Raw genomic sequence first — 14,379 nt, 5'->3', positions numbered from 1 at the left:
CGCAAATGACCGCTACGGTGAATTATAATTTTAACGTGCCCTCTGCTAACAATTTTAGTTTGACAGCATCTTTTAACTATCCATCCGGTATAACAACAATATATTGTTATTTCACAACACCAAGTTATACTTGCCCATTGTTAATCATTAGTACGTCGTCCAGCGTTACAAACGCTGGATGGATTTTTGGAACATATTCAGTGAATACCTCTAGCCAAACGGTATCTGTAACACTCTCTATTCAGCCAACGTCAAACTCCTCTGCAAACATGCCATCGCTTCCGAGTATTAATTTTGTTCAAACCACAATAACAGTTCCTTCGGGACAAAATTGGTTAATAAAAGGGCTATATTTTACCAATAACACATCAAACGTATCGTCATATGCCAACGGATTCGGGAATATGGTTTCTATCAACGGGATGCTTCAATCGTTATCTACAACTGCCGTTTATATCAGGCCCGATATAGTCCCATATTGGGTTGAACCCGGGTACACGTCCGGAGTTTCCAATAATAGTATATCCTATATCCCTTCGTTTGTTCCACAGATATTAACAAGCGGTCAGTCTATTGTAATAGGAGCGGATACGTATTTAAAAGGTACAAGTAATTATACAAATGCGCAAACAAACATTTTAGTGCCGACTACCACTTCATATGTTATCCAAGGGGTGACCATCTAATGCAGGTCTACTTCGATGTTCTTCCAGATGGCTACATCCAGCAAACTACCCTTGGCTCTCCTCCATCCACTGTATACGGGACGCTCGTCGAACTCGACAATTCCGATCCGAACGTGCAACAAGCGCTCTTCAACCCTCTCGCGTATCGATATGAGAACGGACAGTTAACCTACGTTGGCTATGAGCCGCCTGCCTCGGTCACTCCGCTTGAGCAGGTACAACAACAGCAACTGCAACTGATCCAACAAGGGTACAACGCCACTATCGAAGCAGGGTTCGTATCGAATGCGTCCGGTCAAGCCGACACGTATCAGATCGACGAGACGGCGAGTGCAAAGTGGGCAGGCATCTTGGCGACCGTTGCAGCAGGTATTGCACCACAGACGATTACCGTGAAGGACATCCAAGGGAATCCGGTCACGATGACGCAGGCGCAGTTCAAACAGTTTGCGTTGGACGGATTCAATTTCCTGAATGCGCAAGAACAGCAGTTATGGGCGCTTGAGGCGGAGATCAATGCGGCCACGACCATCGAAGAGGTGCAAGCGATCACGTGGACGCCCGGCACGTACACGCCTCAACCTGCGCCAAGTTCTTCGAGCAGTAACAGTAGTAGCACGAGTCCATCGGCATAACCTCCTGTTTTCTCAGCGCTCTTTTGGGGGCGCTTTTTTCATGCCCATTTTCGCAAGGATGATCGTCTCCAGCTAGGTGGCCGGATCGAGTGATCCGACCACTGCTGGTGGAGATGATCCGCCAATCAAATCTATCCTAGGAGGTATGTAACATGACGGATGTTCCGATCAATCCGCAGAAGAATGTCAACGGGTATCCATCTTCCATCACGGATGATGGCGACGTAGCCCCTAGCTTGGTTGGCATCCCCGCATCGCTCTGGGAGCAGTGCTCGTTAATCCAGGATGAGTTCTATGATGAGAATCCACAGGACCCGTTCGTCCAAAACCGCCCAAATCTCAGCACACTCTTGCAACAGACCCTGCAAATCGCCCAGCAGACGATGAAAATCGTCAGCCCTACTGACCCGCATTATGGTGGTCTCACACTCGGATTAGCTCCAGGGTCGGCAGACCTTGCAAACATCCCTGCTGACGGAACTGCGTACTGGGTAGCCAATATCAACGGAACGTATGTCATGGCACAAGTTCCAGTAGCGTGCTCGCCGACGCTTGATCAGCCTACGTACTACCAGTTCCTTGCGTATGCATCACAGTTTGTTGCGCAACAGCAAAACAGCAATCCGCCATCAAACAACAACAGCAACAGCAACGCTTAAGCGAACGAAGCGCCTCTCCTCCCGAGGGCGCTCTTCTTTTGTCTGAAAGGAGTGCTGTCCATGCCGAAGTACCGCTATCTCCAAACCGCCACCGTTCCGTACTATCAGCCGCATGGCAACGGCAAGGTGACAGTTGACCTGCGCAAGTATTTTGGACCTGTCTATTTTCAAGGCGATCTCGGGGCATGTTCGGCTTTCGCGGCTACGGCGTGGTACGCCGCATGGCGCGTGAAGCACGGTCATAAGTGGGTGGAGTACAGCGAACTCGCGCAGTATTACGAGGAGCGCAAGCTTGAGGGAACCATCTTCCAAGACTCGGGTGCGACCATCTGGGACGCGGTGCAGGTGCTCGCCACATATGGCGTCATGCCCGAGCAGGATGACCCGTACCATCCATCGGACTTCACCAATCCGCCGCCTGAGCAGGACTTCATCCCCGGCTCCCAGTTGCCGCTCAACCTCGTCCGTCGCTTGCCACTCTCTCGCCTCGTAGACTACGCCATGGACGCGCTCAGCAACGACATGCCCATCCTGTTCGGCGCGACGGTGTTCTCGGAGCTTGAGTCGCAAGAAGTGGCGGAGACAGGCTATCTCTCCATGCCTGCGCCGTATGAACAGCCCATCGGCGGTCACGCGATGGTGGCCGTCGGCATGGACGTCGGCAAGCGCCTGTTCCTCATCCGCAACTCGTGGGGCGCTGACTGGGGCATCGGCGGCTACTTCTGGATGCCATTTGAGTACTGGCAGGACTTCGTGAGCGAGGCATACGTCATCGACGACCTTGCGTTTGCATCAACGCAAGCGTCATAATGTAGCCAGATGAAGTAGAGTTTACGGGTAATTGAGGTGCACAGATGGATACACAGCCAAGGAAAATTCGATATGAGAATAAGCAAAGTGAGTCCTTTCGGCGAGTCTACGCTAATGCTGCATTTGTGCAACCCAACCCGTATAACGATATCGTGATTAGCTTTTGTGAAGAATTCATACCCCCAAATGTGATGTCCAGCCAGATCTTCACCGATAACGTATGGTACTCAGAATACGAAAAGAAGGATCCTAACGAGTTAACGGTCGTGCGTGAATTTAACTGCTCTGTCACCATACCACGAGACGTCGCCATAGAATTGGCGCGTCTCATTCTAAGAGTCACAAATGCTGGTAACGAAGAAAGCGGTGAGGATGGATGAAAAGCGCCTTGGTCAACAAAGCCGATACACAAAACAGGTGGTATTCTGGCGCAAATCCAAAGCAATGGATAGATATCCTCGGCCGCATAACGGTGACAGCGGAATTCGCCGCAACCGGAGCAGATGGCCACGTGTATATCATGAGCGCCACAGAAAGCGCGGAATATGGATGGAATCACTTGAGTTTAGAAACGCATAAACCGCATAGCTCTAGGATAGACCTGAACTATGCGGGTGGTGACAATATGACGACTTATCCTGTGATACTAAAGCCTGATGAGGATGGCGGATATGTAGTGGAGTGTCCTGTTATTCCGGGCTGTTTCTCAGAAGGAGACACGGAAGAGGAAGCGCTCGAAAACATCAAAGAAGCCATTCGTGGCTTAGTTGAAGTGCGGAGGGAACTCGGGTTAGAACCAACACTCCGCGTTCGATACGTGGAGGTATGATATGCCCGAGTTACCCAATGTGTCAGGCAAGGAACTTGTTTCTGCACTACAACGTGCAGGTTGGACTGTAAGGCGTATCGAGGGCTCTCATTACATCATGTGGAAGGATGGTTCTCCGCCTTTTCCGATACCAGTTCACGGCAACAAGGACTTAAGAAAAGGCACATTGAAGAATATCCTTCAACAGTCCGGTCTGACGGTGGAGGAATTGATTCGGATTTTGGGTAAATGAATAACCCCCTTCATGATGACGCCTACGGGCGTCTTTTTTATTTCTGCTTTTAGGAAAGGGGGAGCGAAAGGTGCTCCAACCTGGCGATCTCATTTTTGTGCGCGGGCGTTGGTGGGATCCGATTGCAGACGCCATCAAGTTCGGTGAACTGCTCATCAACCGTGAGGACAAACTGCCGCTCGCGCGTCTCTACACCCACGTCGCGGTCTATCTCGGCGGCAACAACATCGCGGAGGCGCAGGGCCTGCGCGTGTCAGGAACCGGGCGAATCGGCGCATATGCGGGCGAGTACGACATCGGCCATGTGGTCGGCATGACCTACGACCAGCGCCAGCAGTTCCTGCACGCGCTTACGCAGGAGAATGGCTATCCGTATGACTGGGTGGGTATCTTCTGGTTGGCCGTGAAGGCCATCACGGGCTATTCGAAAAAGTACGAGGAGCACAAAACGCGGTACTGCTCCACGTATGTGGGATGGGCGCTCAGGCAAGCGGGGATTGTCGTGAACGACGAGACGCCTTCGACGCTTGCGCTTGACCCGCGCATCCATATTGAGGTTGTTGGCAAGGGGTGATCCGAATGGGCGAGAACGAAGCAAAGCTCGCTTCTCTGGAGACGGACAACGAGTGGATTAAGGCGACGCTCGTCGAAATCAAGGACAAAATCGAGGACATATCGGATCACCTCAAACGACAGGACCGAACGATGGATAAGTTTGTCACAAGGGAAGAGCACGAGGAGCTTGTCCGCAAGGTCGATAAGCTCACGCACTGGCGGTCATGGCTCACAGGCGCAGTCGGGACGCTTGTGGGCCTGTTTATTCTCGGGTTTGAGTACTTGCACCAGTGGATTTATTGGGGTGGTGGAAAGTGAGGAGCTTCACTGAATGTGAAGCTCCAGGTACTTTCTCACTGTTGGATAACTCATCTGAATCCCACGATTTTTAAGTTCCCTGGACAATCTGACACATGACCAGTCTGGATGTTTGTGATGTAACTCCAGAAGCACATTGATATCTGACTGATAAATATTGTGTCTGTAACCGCTATTCAAAGGCAATCCAGCAGCTATAAGTGCCTTCCGCCATGTTCCGAATCTATCCATAATCACATCTGCCGACGGAAAGTCATCAGGAATCAATTCGCTCTCAAATGAAAAATCCTCCCATCTGGGCGAGCGTCCATACGTTTCATAAAACCATGTTAGTGCGTGTATACAATCTTCGTCGCTCTTCTGACTTTCTTGTATGTGGTGCTTGGTGTGTTCGCCCCTCTTCATTACTTGTAGGTTTTCTGGTCGATTGTCGGTTTTGTCGCCATTGATATGATGAACGACTTCATCATCTTCTAGATACCTACCTAAAATTTGTTCCATTATGTACCTATGTTCAAAAACGTATCCCCTAGAATCAGCATAGGGATGATCCGGGACATAGACTTTGTAATAACCTCCAGATTTCTTTCTTCCTACGAAATCCCGTCTATTCAAGCCAAGTTTCTTTCGATTTTGGTGTGACTCACTCCTCGTTCGCAACCTGATGCCCATGCGAATTAAATGGTTCCTCACTTTGGTTTGGGAAACACCAAGCATCCTAGCAATTTGCAGTTGGCTATACCCCTGTTCATAAAGCTCGATTATTTCATCCATGAACATCACCCAATAATCATTTTATCTATGGAGGTGAAAAAATGCAAAAGATAAACAAGATAATCGCTTCCAAGCTAGCGGCTGCTTTGTCTTCAATGACCTTGTTTTGGATTTTAACACTACTCATATGGGCTACTATATTATTCCAAAGGCCAGAAGGTGCCCAGGGATGGATACTGTTTCTCGTATCTGTGTTCTTTCAAGGCGTATCACTACCTGTGCTAGCGTTCGTCAGTAATGAACAAGGCGACAGAACAGAGGCCATCCTCAACGAGACGCATGACACCGTGATGAGTGAACTCGCGGAATTAAGGCGCATGCACGAGGAGCAGAAGGCCGAAATCGCAGAACTCAAAACCATCCATCGCGAACTCGAAGCAAAACTAGGGAGGCGTGCGCATGACTGCTAACCGCGTCGTGGAGGAGCATGAGGTCACGGAGAAGGTCACGGAATACGTCGTGTTCCCGGAGCACTCGCAAAGGACGGAAAGCGAACTGTTCCGCGCGAACAAGCGCAAGCTCGTCCACGAACTCAACCTCCCGTGCTTCAAGTGTGCTATGAAAGCATGGCCAGACAAACCGCCGCCGGAAGCGTACCATAACCGCGAAGTCCATCACTGGCTTGTCGAGTGGGCCGCATGGATTGCCGTTGATCCAGCGAAGGTGCAACGCCTGCTGGACCACGGTTTTTTTGATCCCTACGGCTTTGCAGCCAAGATGCAAGGCCAGCCCGTAGAATCGCCAGACGACATCCGAAACCTCATCGTGCTCTGTGAACGCCATCACCGTGACGGCCATGTCGGCATCCATCATTCCACGGCTCCTGAGTGGTTGTCCGATCTCGTAGCGAAAGACGGCGTGGACATTCTACTCACGGATGAGGAGTGGCGACTGCTCGCCAGCGGTCAAGCGGAACTCGGCGACGACGGTAAGCTCATCATGAAGGAGGCGCAGGCGCATCATGCCTGAAGCGGCACTCAAGTACAACACGTTTCGAATCACGGACAGGTATCTCGGACGAATCAGGCGACGGCAGAATCTCATCGCAGGCACGGCGCAACCTGAGTCTTCCGGCAATGGCGTGGACCTGTCGCAGTATTGCGGACCCGTCATCAATCAGTTGGCGGAGGGCTCCTGCACGGCCTGCACCGTGCGCGACTACATTTGGTGGCTCCAGAACAAGTACGGCTATCCGCAGCCTGTGGACCCGTCGGTGAATGGCTTGTACTACTGGGGCCGCCTTATCACGGGCGATCTGACGGCGGACAAAGGCTCGACCTTCGAGGCCGTGGCGACGGGCGCGATGGTCTGGGGTGTCGTGCCATCGAGCGTGGACCCGCTCAGCGAAAACACGCTCTACGTCCAGCCGCAGTGGTCGGACGTCGTGTTGCAGGCGTCGTCTGTGACGGTCATCAGCCCGACGACGGCTTCGTTGCGCGCGATGCTCGACAGCGGTAAGCCGGTCGGCATCGCCATCCAAGTGACCAGCGAACTCTATCTGCCAACGGTGTATGACGGCTTGTACGTGGTGGACGGCGGTACGGTGGAACAGGGCGTCGGGCACGAAGTCCTCGTGGTGGGGTATCAGCCTGACCCCACGTATGGCTACCTGTACAAGTTCCAGAACTCGTGGGGGCCGGACTACGGGAACAATGGCTTCGGGTATTTCTCGGAGGCGTTTTTGCAAAAGTACATGCTCGACGCCGCTGTCATGGACATCCCACAGAAGCCGACACAGCCTGTCCAGCCGAGCTTGTCCCTCCAGATTCGCGCGACCGATGAGAACGGCAACGTCAAGTCCACATTCTCGACGAACGAGACCATCGGTATTGGCGTGAGCCTGACCAACAACGGACAAACGCTCCTGAACCAGTACGTGGACATCTCGATCAATGGCCAGTCACCGTCGTCCATCCCCATCACGTTCGAGGGGTGGAACGGCTTCCCATGGTCGGCCTCGAATCCTGGGACGTACACGTTCACGGCGTCGTGGGCGAACCTGACTGCGAGCACGACCATCACGGTGGAAGAGGCGCAGCCACAACCCGCGCCCAAACCGACGCCTACTCCCAAGCCTACGCCTGAACCAACACCTAAACCGTCGAACAAGGTCCTGTACCAAGCCGTGGACTGCGCGACAAGGCTCACCGCAACTACGGCCAAGGCCATCTATGATGCTGGGTATAAGGCCGTCATGCGGTATCTCGGAAACTGGTCTAAGTCTCTCACCGCCGATGAAGTGTCGGCTATCCGTGCGAGCGGACTGAAACTCGGCCTCATCTGGGAGAGTGACCCGACGTACTCGGGTTACTTTACGACGTCGCAGGCTCAGGTTGATGCAGCGGCGGCGGTGGCTTTTGCACAGGCCCTTGGCGCACCCACGGGCACGGCTATCGCCTTCACGGTCGATTACGACGCCGCCCTCAATGACATGGACGCTATCATCGCATACTTCGGCGTCCTCTTGAGCAAAGCCACGGACTACAAGGTGGGCGCGTATGGCGATGTGATTGTCATCGATGCGCTGTACAACACCTACGGCGACAAACTTTGGTACTGGCAGACAAGCGCGTGGTCGAATGGACAAGTCAATGCACAACGCGCCATGTACCAGCACACCTACGATGTCGTGGTCGGCGGCGTGCAGGTGGACGTGAGCGATGTGTACGCAGACCCCGGCTTCTGGACGCCATCTACAACGCCAACACCCAAACCCGACCCAACTCCTTCACCTTCCCCGAGCAACGGAGGTGATAGCGTGACGATTCTGCAACTCGGAAGCACGGGCGATGCCGTGAAGCAGCTGCAAGAAGACCTGAACAAAGTACTCGGTCTGCATCTCACCGTGGACGGCATCTACGGGCCACAGACGCAGGCAGCCGTGAAGTCGTTCCAGCTGCAGCACGGGCTCACCGTCGATGGCATCTACGGCCCACAGACGGCGCATGCGATGTATAAGGCCCTGTTGGCGCTTGCGCAGAAGAGCACGAGCGTCACCGTGGACAAGTCGAAACTGGAGGCGCTGGTCAACGCGCTGCAAGCGGCACTGAATGCGGCGAAGGCGTTACTCTGATAGCGGTTGTCATTTTGCTCGATTTTTCACGTTAAGGTTGTCAGAAAAAGTGTAAACCGTAACACAACAATCGATGATTTGTGTAAACCGGCCCTGCGCAGACCAGCGTGGGGCCTCATCATTTTGGGGAGGGATTCTGATGGCTGCACCCATCACCAGTGTCGAGATTCAAATCCTCGAGGACGTGCTGAGTGCATTCGGCCTCGCCGTCGGCGGCGCGCTGACGTATCTGACGACCAAAGTTGTGCCGAAGTACATCCATTCGCAGACCGCGCAGAGCGCCATTGACGGACTCGCGTCCATTGCCGAGAGCGTCGTGGCGCAGTTCAACCAGACCATCGTGGCCGACGCTAAAGCGAACGGCGTGTGGAACGCCGCACTCGCCACCAAGGTGAAGCAGGACGCCGTGAACGCTGTTCTCTCGCAAGGCGCGAACCTGGTGAAGCTGGCCGAAAAAGTCGTGGGTGACGTGCCAGAGCTCGTCTCGACGCTCATTGAGCAGGCAGTGGCGAAAAGCAAGGTGAAGTAACGACATCCAGGCCCGGTGCTTCAACGGCATCGGGCAGAAATTTTTTGTCGGAAACATCGAACTGATAGCGGCAACACCATAGAGTCAGTGGAAACTGCGGCCCTGGCCGCAGACCGTACAGGCTCAGGCTGCCGATGGACAGGTCGCGCATCAGAGCGCGTAACACAATAAAGCCCCGCCCTGCGGGGCGGGGGGGGGGGGGATCATGTTGATTCCAGTATTTTTCTATTAACTGTATATAAATCCAGAGGTGAGTTCTTGAATCCTGAATCTGACGCGAAGATCGCCGTTATACCGAGAGACTTACCTATAACAGAGTACTTATTATCTTGCATGAATTGTCCAGTAGCAACCATTTGATTCACAAACTCAAGTCCTAGTTCCTCACCAGAGTCTATCTCCATGTAAATAAAGCCCGGAGCTTTCGTCAACGCTGTCGCAATAACGTCGTACTCTTGTCTGATTAATGGGCGCAATGAGGGATCCGAATTGGCTAGCTTGCGCCATTCGCTCTTTTTCATGCCTCGGCGTACCGCTTCCTGTTGATAAATAGCTTTGTATGCTGCACTAGAAATTTCCTCTAAATTATGTAATGTATACACGAATATAGTGCCACGTCTAACCAATTCCCCAATAGCATCCAAGGTTTCTTGTTGATCTTTAGCTTGCAGAGCAGACGTCGAAGGAGCATAGGCATCGATGATGGAGCTATTATCTATCAAACAAAAAGGCGGGGTGGGCATGTTTGGCCAGTCATTCCGCAACGCAGAATAAATATTGCCCATCATCGATCCCCCCCACGTTGCTCACGCAAAGCCTCTTTGAGCGCTTCGACATTAATGGTGGATGATCCAGATGCGTTCTTGAAAGCCTCTATTGTCTTTTGTGCACGTTCCTCAGGGAGCATGGAAAAGTAACCCTTTTCAGCAAGCTTCAATTCGACAAGCCTGTGAAATTCTCGTGGATTCAAATGTCTCACCCGCTTATTTTTGGCCCAACAGAATCTGGGTGTAATTGTCGGCAAATGAGATTAAATTCTCAGATGCGTTCTTTATAGTGTGCGTGAATTCATCCATCGTAACCATGGCGTCAGACCCCATCACCAATGAAACGAACGCGCGGGTGGGATCCGCGATTAAAGGCTCAATCCGCAAATCACCTTTAAGATCGCCGTGTTGAATAATGAAGCGATAGCCGATACCCTTAATCCATGGGTGTAGATCCACACCATGTACAAAGTGCTCGATTGATCCTGTCATAGTGTCTCTGAAAACATTCCCCTGTGCACCAATCTCGAAATTAAATTGCGCTTTGCTATCTAATTGTAACAAATCAAAGATTTTAGACAGATACTCACTGAAAAAGTCATATTGTACATCCAGATTGTCACCTTGGAGCATCGCAGTTATTTCGTTGTTTGTAACAACGATATGTTTCCTTTCAACGGGATTAACAAATAAGATCGCTACCGGAGCTTGGTTAACCAATTGAAATCCTTCTTGTTCCATGGGTTGCAGCGCCCTTACTCTCGCGCCAGACAATTCCCCCACTTGCTTCACAGCTGTTATACGGATTGTGGTAAGTTTCAAATCCATGGACAACCCCTCCGGTAATTACGAAGTAGATCATCTACATCATATGCGAACAGTCGATTCAGTCTCAACAGGAATTAATGTTGACGGAGGGAGGTTGGAGAAACGCCTCGCGTACGCATTTCCCGGATTGTTTCTAAATGGTTAGGACGGTGTCTCAATTGGGCTTTACCTAGTATACACACATACCACTATGATCCCACACTAACTGCACCATGTTCCCATCACTAACGACGTTCAGTCCAAATGAATATGCGAACTCCTGGACAGCCTGCTCCCGCGACTCCGCAGTGATGCGCATGAATGATGGGCGGGATCTGACTCCTTGGCTGTTGCGGAAAAGCGGTTGGGCCTAGAGAATCGCTCTTCGGTTTGAGGAGCATAGCGTGTCCATTTGAATTGCCTGGACAGATGGCAGGTCCTATACGCCGGGACGCTCCTTTATTTCGGCTGAACCGCAACCACGTACTGACACACCACCCCATCTTCCTCTCGCGCAAACCACACCGTATCCCTGTCATCATTATCCACACGTAACCCCAATCGACGGTCGAAGGCGGTGGCGGCTCATACTCTGAGCACAAACTGTAGAACTACCGTCTACAAAATAGAAGACGTGCTCAAAGCGTTGTATGACTAAGGAAAGCCCTAGCCCCACAAATCCTCAAATCTCGCCCCCGGATCGATCTCCCGAATCACCACCATCAGCTTGCGCGCTGTGAGACGTGTAGGCTTTGTAGCGCGGCCGGTGGCGAGGTTTGAAATGGTCGTCCGTCGAAATCGAAGCCGGCCGGGAGGTGGATGCTCAAGAACGACGTGACCTTGCGAAGCAGTTGTGCGTGCGGGTGCTCGAGGAGTACGTCGACCAGCATTTCCGCGAATCGACCCGCAGCGCGGCAGAGATGTTTCTGAACCGCAAACGGATGGAGAGGATTTTATAATCGCGCGGCAAATCTTAGTCATCAGTATCATGTGGAGGTGGTATTCATCAAACGCGCTAAAGGAATTCGGATCACGGTAGAAGAGGTACCACATCCTGAACCAGAGCGACTTGCGAAGGTGATGGCGCAGTTCTTCTATCCCATCGTGATGGAAGAGCTGGGGATAGCCGCGGAATTAGAAGCCATTCGTGCTGTCGAAGAAAAACGACGACTGGATCACCCATCTTGGTCTCAATGAGCCACGCTAAGTGATAGAGGAGAACCGTTTGGGATCAGCGTGGGATCAAAACGGTGATCAAGGGAGCAGAAAACTGGAACGTGATGATCTAAATGAACGCCCGAAAGAGCCTGTCTTTCGGGCATTCTTGCAACTCACGATTTCCAATGAACTGCGCCCGGGCCTGCCTTACAAGCAGGGGGTCGGCGGTTCGAGCCCGTCAACGCCCACCATATCACAAGTCCCGAAATCCCTTGTGCAGCAAGGGATTTTTGCTTTGATAGGACAGTATGGTGGGGGCTCATGAACTCCGCAAAAACGAGGATTGGGATCATCTTGGGATAATACGCTTCAGCGCGGCTTCGAGCCGGAGCCGAAAGGGTTTAGCTTCTCAAGCCGATCCGCTGTCTCTCGATTGACCGGTTCCGTTTCATACTTGTACAGGTGAGCGGTGACCGACAGACGCCCTGTGCGGCGCGTGCGGTGTTTCGCGAGGAGTACGGCGCGCCCGCGGACGTGATCGTGGATGTGGCGGAGGCAGTGGATGCGGATTGGATTGTCATTGGCACGCACGGGCGGCAGAGGCTCGATCGCGTCCTTATGGGCAGCGTCAGCACCGCAGTGATGCACCGGGCGAGGAAGGTGGTGTGGGTGGTGAGGTAAGCCGAGTACTTTGACCTTGGTCATGAGCGTAGAGGATCCTCCATCCATCAATGGATATCCTGACTCAAGTTGTGAGAATGCTTAGTCCATTTGTGGCGATGAGGAATTCGCATGAGACCCTACGGTGTTGATGAGCACCGGTATGGATCGCGTCATACGGCGTATCGCGAGACAAGCATCACGGACGGCAGAAGCGAACCGCGTGAAGACTCGGCCGCAGAACGCGCGGTGAAGTGGGAGACAGAGCCGATGGTATCGCTGTCGCCCGTGCACATCACGATTTCGGATGAAGCGTATCGGTTGTATTCTCAGTTTTCTGAGAGCGAAAGCACAGGTGAAGAACGCAGTGCGAAGTCGACTCATGACGATGTTGAACGATCGACTTCGCACGTGGTGAGCCGGGCGCAAGCGGCGTACTCGCAGGCGCAAGCTCATGCCGCCAGGCTCCTTGCTTTGTCCTGACTCTGCTCGCGATTACATTGCATTTACAAGGATGATGGGGCTTCATCACGAAGTCATTAACGTGCGGAAGGGTGTGTATGTTCGTAAGGGCATACACCATGTTCAGCATGTCAACTCATATCACAAACGCTTGAAGAAGTGGATGGAACGCTTCCACGGTGTTGCCACTAGGTACAACTATCTTTTATGATTTAAATTTCCTTAGTGATACAAAAGTTTGTCTCCGTATGAAGCGAAACGGTCCTTGCTACTGGATATGTAAAAAGGAAATTACATTACGTTTGAAGATTTACGAGCCACCTAACAACTTGTTTAGGGATCGTGAAACTGGGGGTGTCAGTTATCATACAGATTCGTGAAATGAAACAGAGTGATCTCAGTACCATCGCCCGGGTCAATGTCGAGGTTTTCAGAGAAACCCATCGAGGCATCGTTCCTCAAGCCTTTATTGCTGATTTGTCCTACGAAAGGGCCGAACAACGATTTCGGCGAATGCTGGCAAAGAAGGAACGTAAGGCCGCCCTTTTTGTTGCAGAAGATGGCTACTCCATTATCGGATACGCTATGGGTGGTTTAGCAAGAGAAAAAGTGCAGGACTTCGACAGTGAGTTATACGGAATCTACATCTTACCGACTCATCATGGCATGGGCGTTGGGCGCAATTTAGTGAGTGCAATTGCAAAGTACCTCAAAGAACATAACGCTCATTCCATGTTCGTTGTCGTGTTTTCGGATAACATGTCGGCAAGGAACTTCTACCAAGCACTCGGTGGTCAGAAAGTTTACGTAAGAACGATTGAACTTTGTGGTGAAAATATTCAAGAAGTGATTTACGGGTGGTCCTCTTTGGATGGTCTCTTTCACAAATAGCCTATGGTCCTACTAAATTGACAACTTCACCGACGAACATGCGTATTGGTCGAACAGTGGACTTCGCACGTGGTGAGGCGGGCGCAAGCGGCGTACTCGCAGACGCAAGCTCATGGAATGTGTTTGAGTCTACGAAGGCGACGAATGAAGCGGGACATGAACAGGGAAAACAGAAGGTGCGCTTGAATCATCGGGAGGAGAAAAGAAGGGGGATTGGGTTGAAGACGTGGCAAAATCGCCGGGGATGTTTCGGCTGGCGCGGCGGCCGTTTCGGTGTTGAGAGCATGGGCCCGACCAGTGGGAGCGGTTGCTCATGGAGTTTCTCTACCTGGTGGCGCTGCTGCGGCTGTATCGGACAGTTATTTGTTTGCGCATAAGGAAGTGGGTGTCACCACGATTCTACTTGATAGTTTGTCTTTACTTCCTGGAGCAAGCTTAGGGTAGTGTCCCGTCAAGAGGTGTAAATTCACCGTTTGTGTGTACTGTGTGACATCGGTCAGCTTTGTCCCGTTCGGGACGATATCGACCGTCTTC

Annotated in this window: 19 protein-coding genes, 1 tRNA gene and 1 pseudogene; 18 read left to right on the top strand and 3 right to left on the bottom strand. The window is 52.1% G+C overall.

What is annotated here, in order from left to right; all coding sequences use genetic code 11:
* Nucleotides 1–685 precede the first annotated feature (685 nt).
* From BW934_RS07935 to BW934_RS07900, 7 genes are all read left to right on the top strand, one after another.
* Nucleotides 686–1,321 carry a DUF4376 domain-containing protein gene (locus BW934_RS07935; protein ID WP_076346877.1) on the top strand — a complete coding sequence of 212 codons (636 nt, stop codon included), beginning with the start codon at nucleotides 686–688 and terminating at the stop codon, nucleotides 1,319–1,321.
* Nucleotides 1,322–1,473: 152 nt separating this feature from the next.
* Nucleotides 1,474–1,980 (top strand): hypothetical protein, encoded by a 507-nt coding sequence (locus BW934_RS07930; RefSeq protein ID WP_076346875.1) that lies wholly within the window; start codon nucleotides 1,474–1,476, stop codon nucleotides 1,978–1,980.
* 60 nt (nucleotides 1,981–2,040) lie between these two features.
* Nucleotides 2,041–2,790 (top strand): C1 family peptidase, encoded by a 750-nt coding sequence (locus tag BW934_RS07925; RefSeq protein WP_076346873.1) that lies wholly within the window; start codon nucleotides 2,041–2,043, stop codon nucleotides 2,788–2,790.
* Between the two features lie 388 nt (nucleotides 2,791–3,178).
* Nucleotides 3,179–3,619 carry a type II toxin-antitoxin system HicB family antitoxin gene (locus BW934_RS15220; protein ID WP_234969684.1) on the top strand — a complete coding sequence of 147 codons (441 nt, stop codon included), beginning with the start codon at nucleotides 3,179–3,181 and terminating at the stop codon, nucleotides 3,617–3,619.
* Nucleotide 3,620: 1 nt separating this feature from the next.
* Entirely contained in the window at nucleotides 3,621–3,851 is a 231-nt protein-coding gene (locus tag BW934_RS07910) for a type II toxin-antitoxin system HicA family toxin (RefSeq protein WP_076346869.1), read from the top strand.
* A 70-nt stretch (nucleotides 3,852–3,921) separates the two neighbouring features.
* A complete protein-coding gene (locus tag BW934_RS07905) occupies nucleotides 3,922–4,425 on the top strand; it encodes a hypothetical protein (RefSeq protein ID WP_076346867.1) in 504 nt (167 codons plus the stop codon).
* Nucleotides 4,426–4,430: 5 nt separating this feature from the next.
* Nucleotides 4,431–4,724, top strand: coding sequence for a hypothetical protein (locus BW934_RS07900; protein ID WP_062306537.1), 294 nt, complete (start codon nucleotides 4,431–4,433; stop codon nucleotides 4,722–4,724).
* A gap of 6 nt (nucleotides 4,725–4,730) precedes the next feature.
* Here the strand turns inward: BW934_RS07900 and BW934_RS07895 are convergent, their stop codons facing one another.
* Nucleotides 4,731–5,498 (bottom strand): HNH endonuclease, encoded by a 768-nt coding sequence (locus BW934_RS07895; protein WP_159437303.1) that lies wholly within the window; start codon nucleotides 5,496–5,498, stop codon nucleotides 4,731–4,733.
* A 41-nt stretch (nucleotides 5,499–5,539) separates the two neighbouring features.
* On the opposite strand from BW934_RS07895, the gene BW934_RS07890 reads away from it, so the two are divergent.
* From BW934_RS07890 to BW934_RS07875, 4 genes are all read left to right on the top strand, one after another.
* Nucleotides 5,540–5,908: a hypothetical protein gene (locus BW934_RS07890; protein ID WP_076346863.1), complete on the top strand. Its 369-nt coding sequence runs from the start codon at nucleotides 5,540–5,542 to the stop codon at nucleotides 5,906–5,908.
* On the top strand, nucleotides 5,898–6,467 hold the full coding sequence (locus BW934_RS07885; protein ID WP_076346861.1) for a hypothetical protein: 570 nt from the start codon (nucleotides 5,898–5,900) through the stop codon (nucleotides 6,465–6,467). Before BW934_RS07890 ends, BW934_RS07885 begins: the two co-directional genes overlap by 11 nt.
* The gene (locus tag BW934_RS07880) at nucleotides 6,460–8,571 is read left to right on the top strand and encodes a glycoside hydrolase domain-containing protein (protein WP_076346859.1); all 2,112 of its coding nucleotides are present in this window, start codon (nucleotides 6,460–6,462) and stop codon (nucleotides 8,569–8,571) included. The genes BW934_RS07885 and BW934_RS07880 overlap by 8 nt, the downstream gene beginning before the upstream one ends.
* A gap of 139 nt (nucleotides 8,572–8,710) precedes the next feature.
* Nucleotides 8,711–9,100: a hypothetical protein gene (locus BW934_RS07875; protein ID WP_076346857.1), complete on the top strand. Its 390-nt coding sequence runs from the start codon at nucleotides 8,711–8,713 to the stop codon at nucleotides 9,098–9,100.
* A 203-nt stretch (nucleotides 9,101–9,303) separates the two neighbouring features.
* On the opposite strand, the gene BW934_RS14810 is transcribed toward BW934_RS07875, so the two are convergent.
* A complete protein-coding gene (locus BW934_RS14810; RefSeq protein WP_143232585.1) occupies nucleotides 9,304–9,885 on the bottom strand; it encodes a hypothetical protein in 582 nt (193 codons plus the stop codon).
* 198 nt (nucleotides 9,886–10,083) lie between these two features.
* Nucleotides 10,084–10,695 (bottom strand): hypothetical protein, encoded by a 612-nt coding sequence (locus BW934_RS07870; RefSeq protein WP_076346855.1) that lies wholly within the window; start codon nucleotides 10,693–10,695, stop codon nucleotides 10,084–10,086.
* A gap of 755 nt (nucleotides 10,696–11,450) precedes the next feature.
* On the opposite strand from BW934_RS07870, the gene BW934_RS07865 reads away from it, so the two are divergent.
* From BW934_RS07865 to BW934_RS07850, 7 genes and pseudogenes are all read left to right on the top strand, one after another.
* The gene (locus BW934_RS07865) at nucleotides 11,451–11,633 is read left to right on the top strand and encodes a hypothetical protein (RefSeq protein ID WP_076346853.1); all 183 of its coding nucleotides are present in this window, start codon (nucleotides 11,451–11,453) and stop codon (nucleotides 11,631–11,633) included.
* A gap of 37 nt (nucleotides 11,634–11,670) precedes the next feature.
* Nucleotides 11,671–11,871 (top strand): hypothetical protein, encoded by a 201-nt coding sequence (locus tag BW934_RS14805; RefSeq protein WP_143232583.1) that lies wholly within the window; start codon nucleotides 11,671–11,673, stop codon nucleotides 11,869–11,871.
* A 119-nt stretch (nucleotides 11,872–11,990) separates the two neighbouring features.
* Nucleotides 11,991–12,083, top strand: a tRNA-Val gene (locus BW934_RS14965).
* 250 nt (nucleotides 12,084–12,333) lie between these two features.
* Complete coding sequence (locus tag BW934_RS07860; protein ID WP_234969683.1) at nucleotides 12,334–12,513, top strand: universal stress protein; 180 nt, start codon at nucleotides 12,334–12,336, stop codon at nucleotides 12,511–12,513.
* 111 nt (nucleotides 12,514–12,624) lie between these two features.
* Nucleotides 12,625–12,975: a hypothetical protein gene (locus tag BW934_RS07855; RefSeq protein WP_076346851.1), complete on the top strand. Its 351-nt coding sequence runs from the start codon at nucleotides 12,625–12,627 to the stop codon at nucleotides 12,973–12,975.
* Nucleotides 12,953–13,237, top strand: a pseudogene (locus BW934_RS14800) (IS1595 family transposase); the annotation flags it as partial. The gene BW934_RS07855 and the pseudogene BW934_RS14800, both read left to right, overlap by 23 nt.
* Nucleotides 13,238–13,296: 59 nt before the next feature.
* Nucleotides 13,297–13,845: a GNAT family N-acetyltransferase gene (locus BW934_RS07850; protein ID WP_143232581.1), complete on the top strand. Its 549-nt coding sequence runs from the start codon at nucleotides 13,297–13,299 to the stop codon at nucleotides 13,843–13,845.
* The last annotated feature ends 534 nt before the right edge of the window (nucleotides 13,846–14,379 follow it).

Source organism: Alicyclobacillus vulcanalis, assembly GCF_900156755.1.
GTDB classification, from domain to species: domain Bacteria; phylum Bacillota; class Bacilli; order Alicyclobacillales; family Alicyclobacillaceae; genus Alicyclobacillus; species Alicyclobacillus vulcanalis.
Note: the sequence above shows the minus strand (reverse complement) of the source record. Positions and strands in the feature narration are given on the sequence as shown.

Coding starts and splice junctions, on each gene's coding strand:
- BW934_RS07925 (WP_076346873.1), top strand. CDS start 2,041: ATGCCGAAGTACCGCTATCTCCAAACCGCCACCGTTCCGTACTATCAG.
- BW934_RS07890 (WP_076346863.1), top strand. CDS start 5,540: ATGCAAAAGATAAACAAGATAATCGCTTCCAAGCTAGCGGCTGCTTTG.
- BW934_RS07855 (WP_076346851.1), top strand. CDS start 12,625: ATGAGACCCTACGGTGTTGATGAGCACCGGTATGGATCGCGTCATACG.
- BW934_RS07885 (WP_076346861.1), top strand. CDS start 5,898: ATGACTGCTAACCGCGTCGTGGAGGAGCATGAGGTCACGGAGAAGGTC.
- BW934_RS07900 (WP_062306537.1), top strand. CDS start 4,431: ATGGGCGAGAACGAAGCAAAGCTCGCTTCTCTGGAGACGGACAACGAG.
- BW934_RS07910 (WP_076346869.1), top strand. CDS start 3,621: ATGCCCGAGTTACCCAATGTGTCAGGCAAGGAACTTGTTTCTGCACTA.
- BW934_RS07880 (WP_076346859.1), top strand. CDS start 6,460: ATGCCTGAAGCGGCACTCAAGTACAACACGTTTCGAATCACGGACAGG.
- BW934_RS07895 (WP_159437303.1), bottom strand. CDS start 5,498: ATGGATGAAATAATCGAGCTTTATGAACAGGGGTATAGCCAACTGCAA.
- BW934_RS07875 (WP_076346857.1), top strand. CDS start 8,711: ATGGCTGCACCCATCACCAGTGTCGAGATTCAAATCCTCGAGGACGTG.
- BW934_RS07870 (WP_076346855.1), bottom strand. CDS start 10,695: ATGGATTTGAAACTTACCACAATCCGTATAACAGCTGTGAAGCAAGTG.
- BW934_RS07930 (WP_076346875.1), top strand. CDS start 1,474: ATGACGGATGTTCCGATCAATCCGCAGAAGAATGTCAACGGGTATCCA.
- BW934_RS07935 (WP_076346877.1), top strand. CDS start 686: ATGCAGGTCTACTTCGATGTTCTTCCAGATGGCTACATCCAGCAAACT.
- BW934_RS14810 (WP_143232585.1), bottom strand. CDS start 9,885: ATGGGCAATATTTATTCTGCGTTGCGGAATGACTGGCCAAACATGCCC.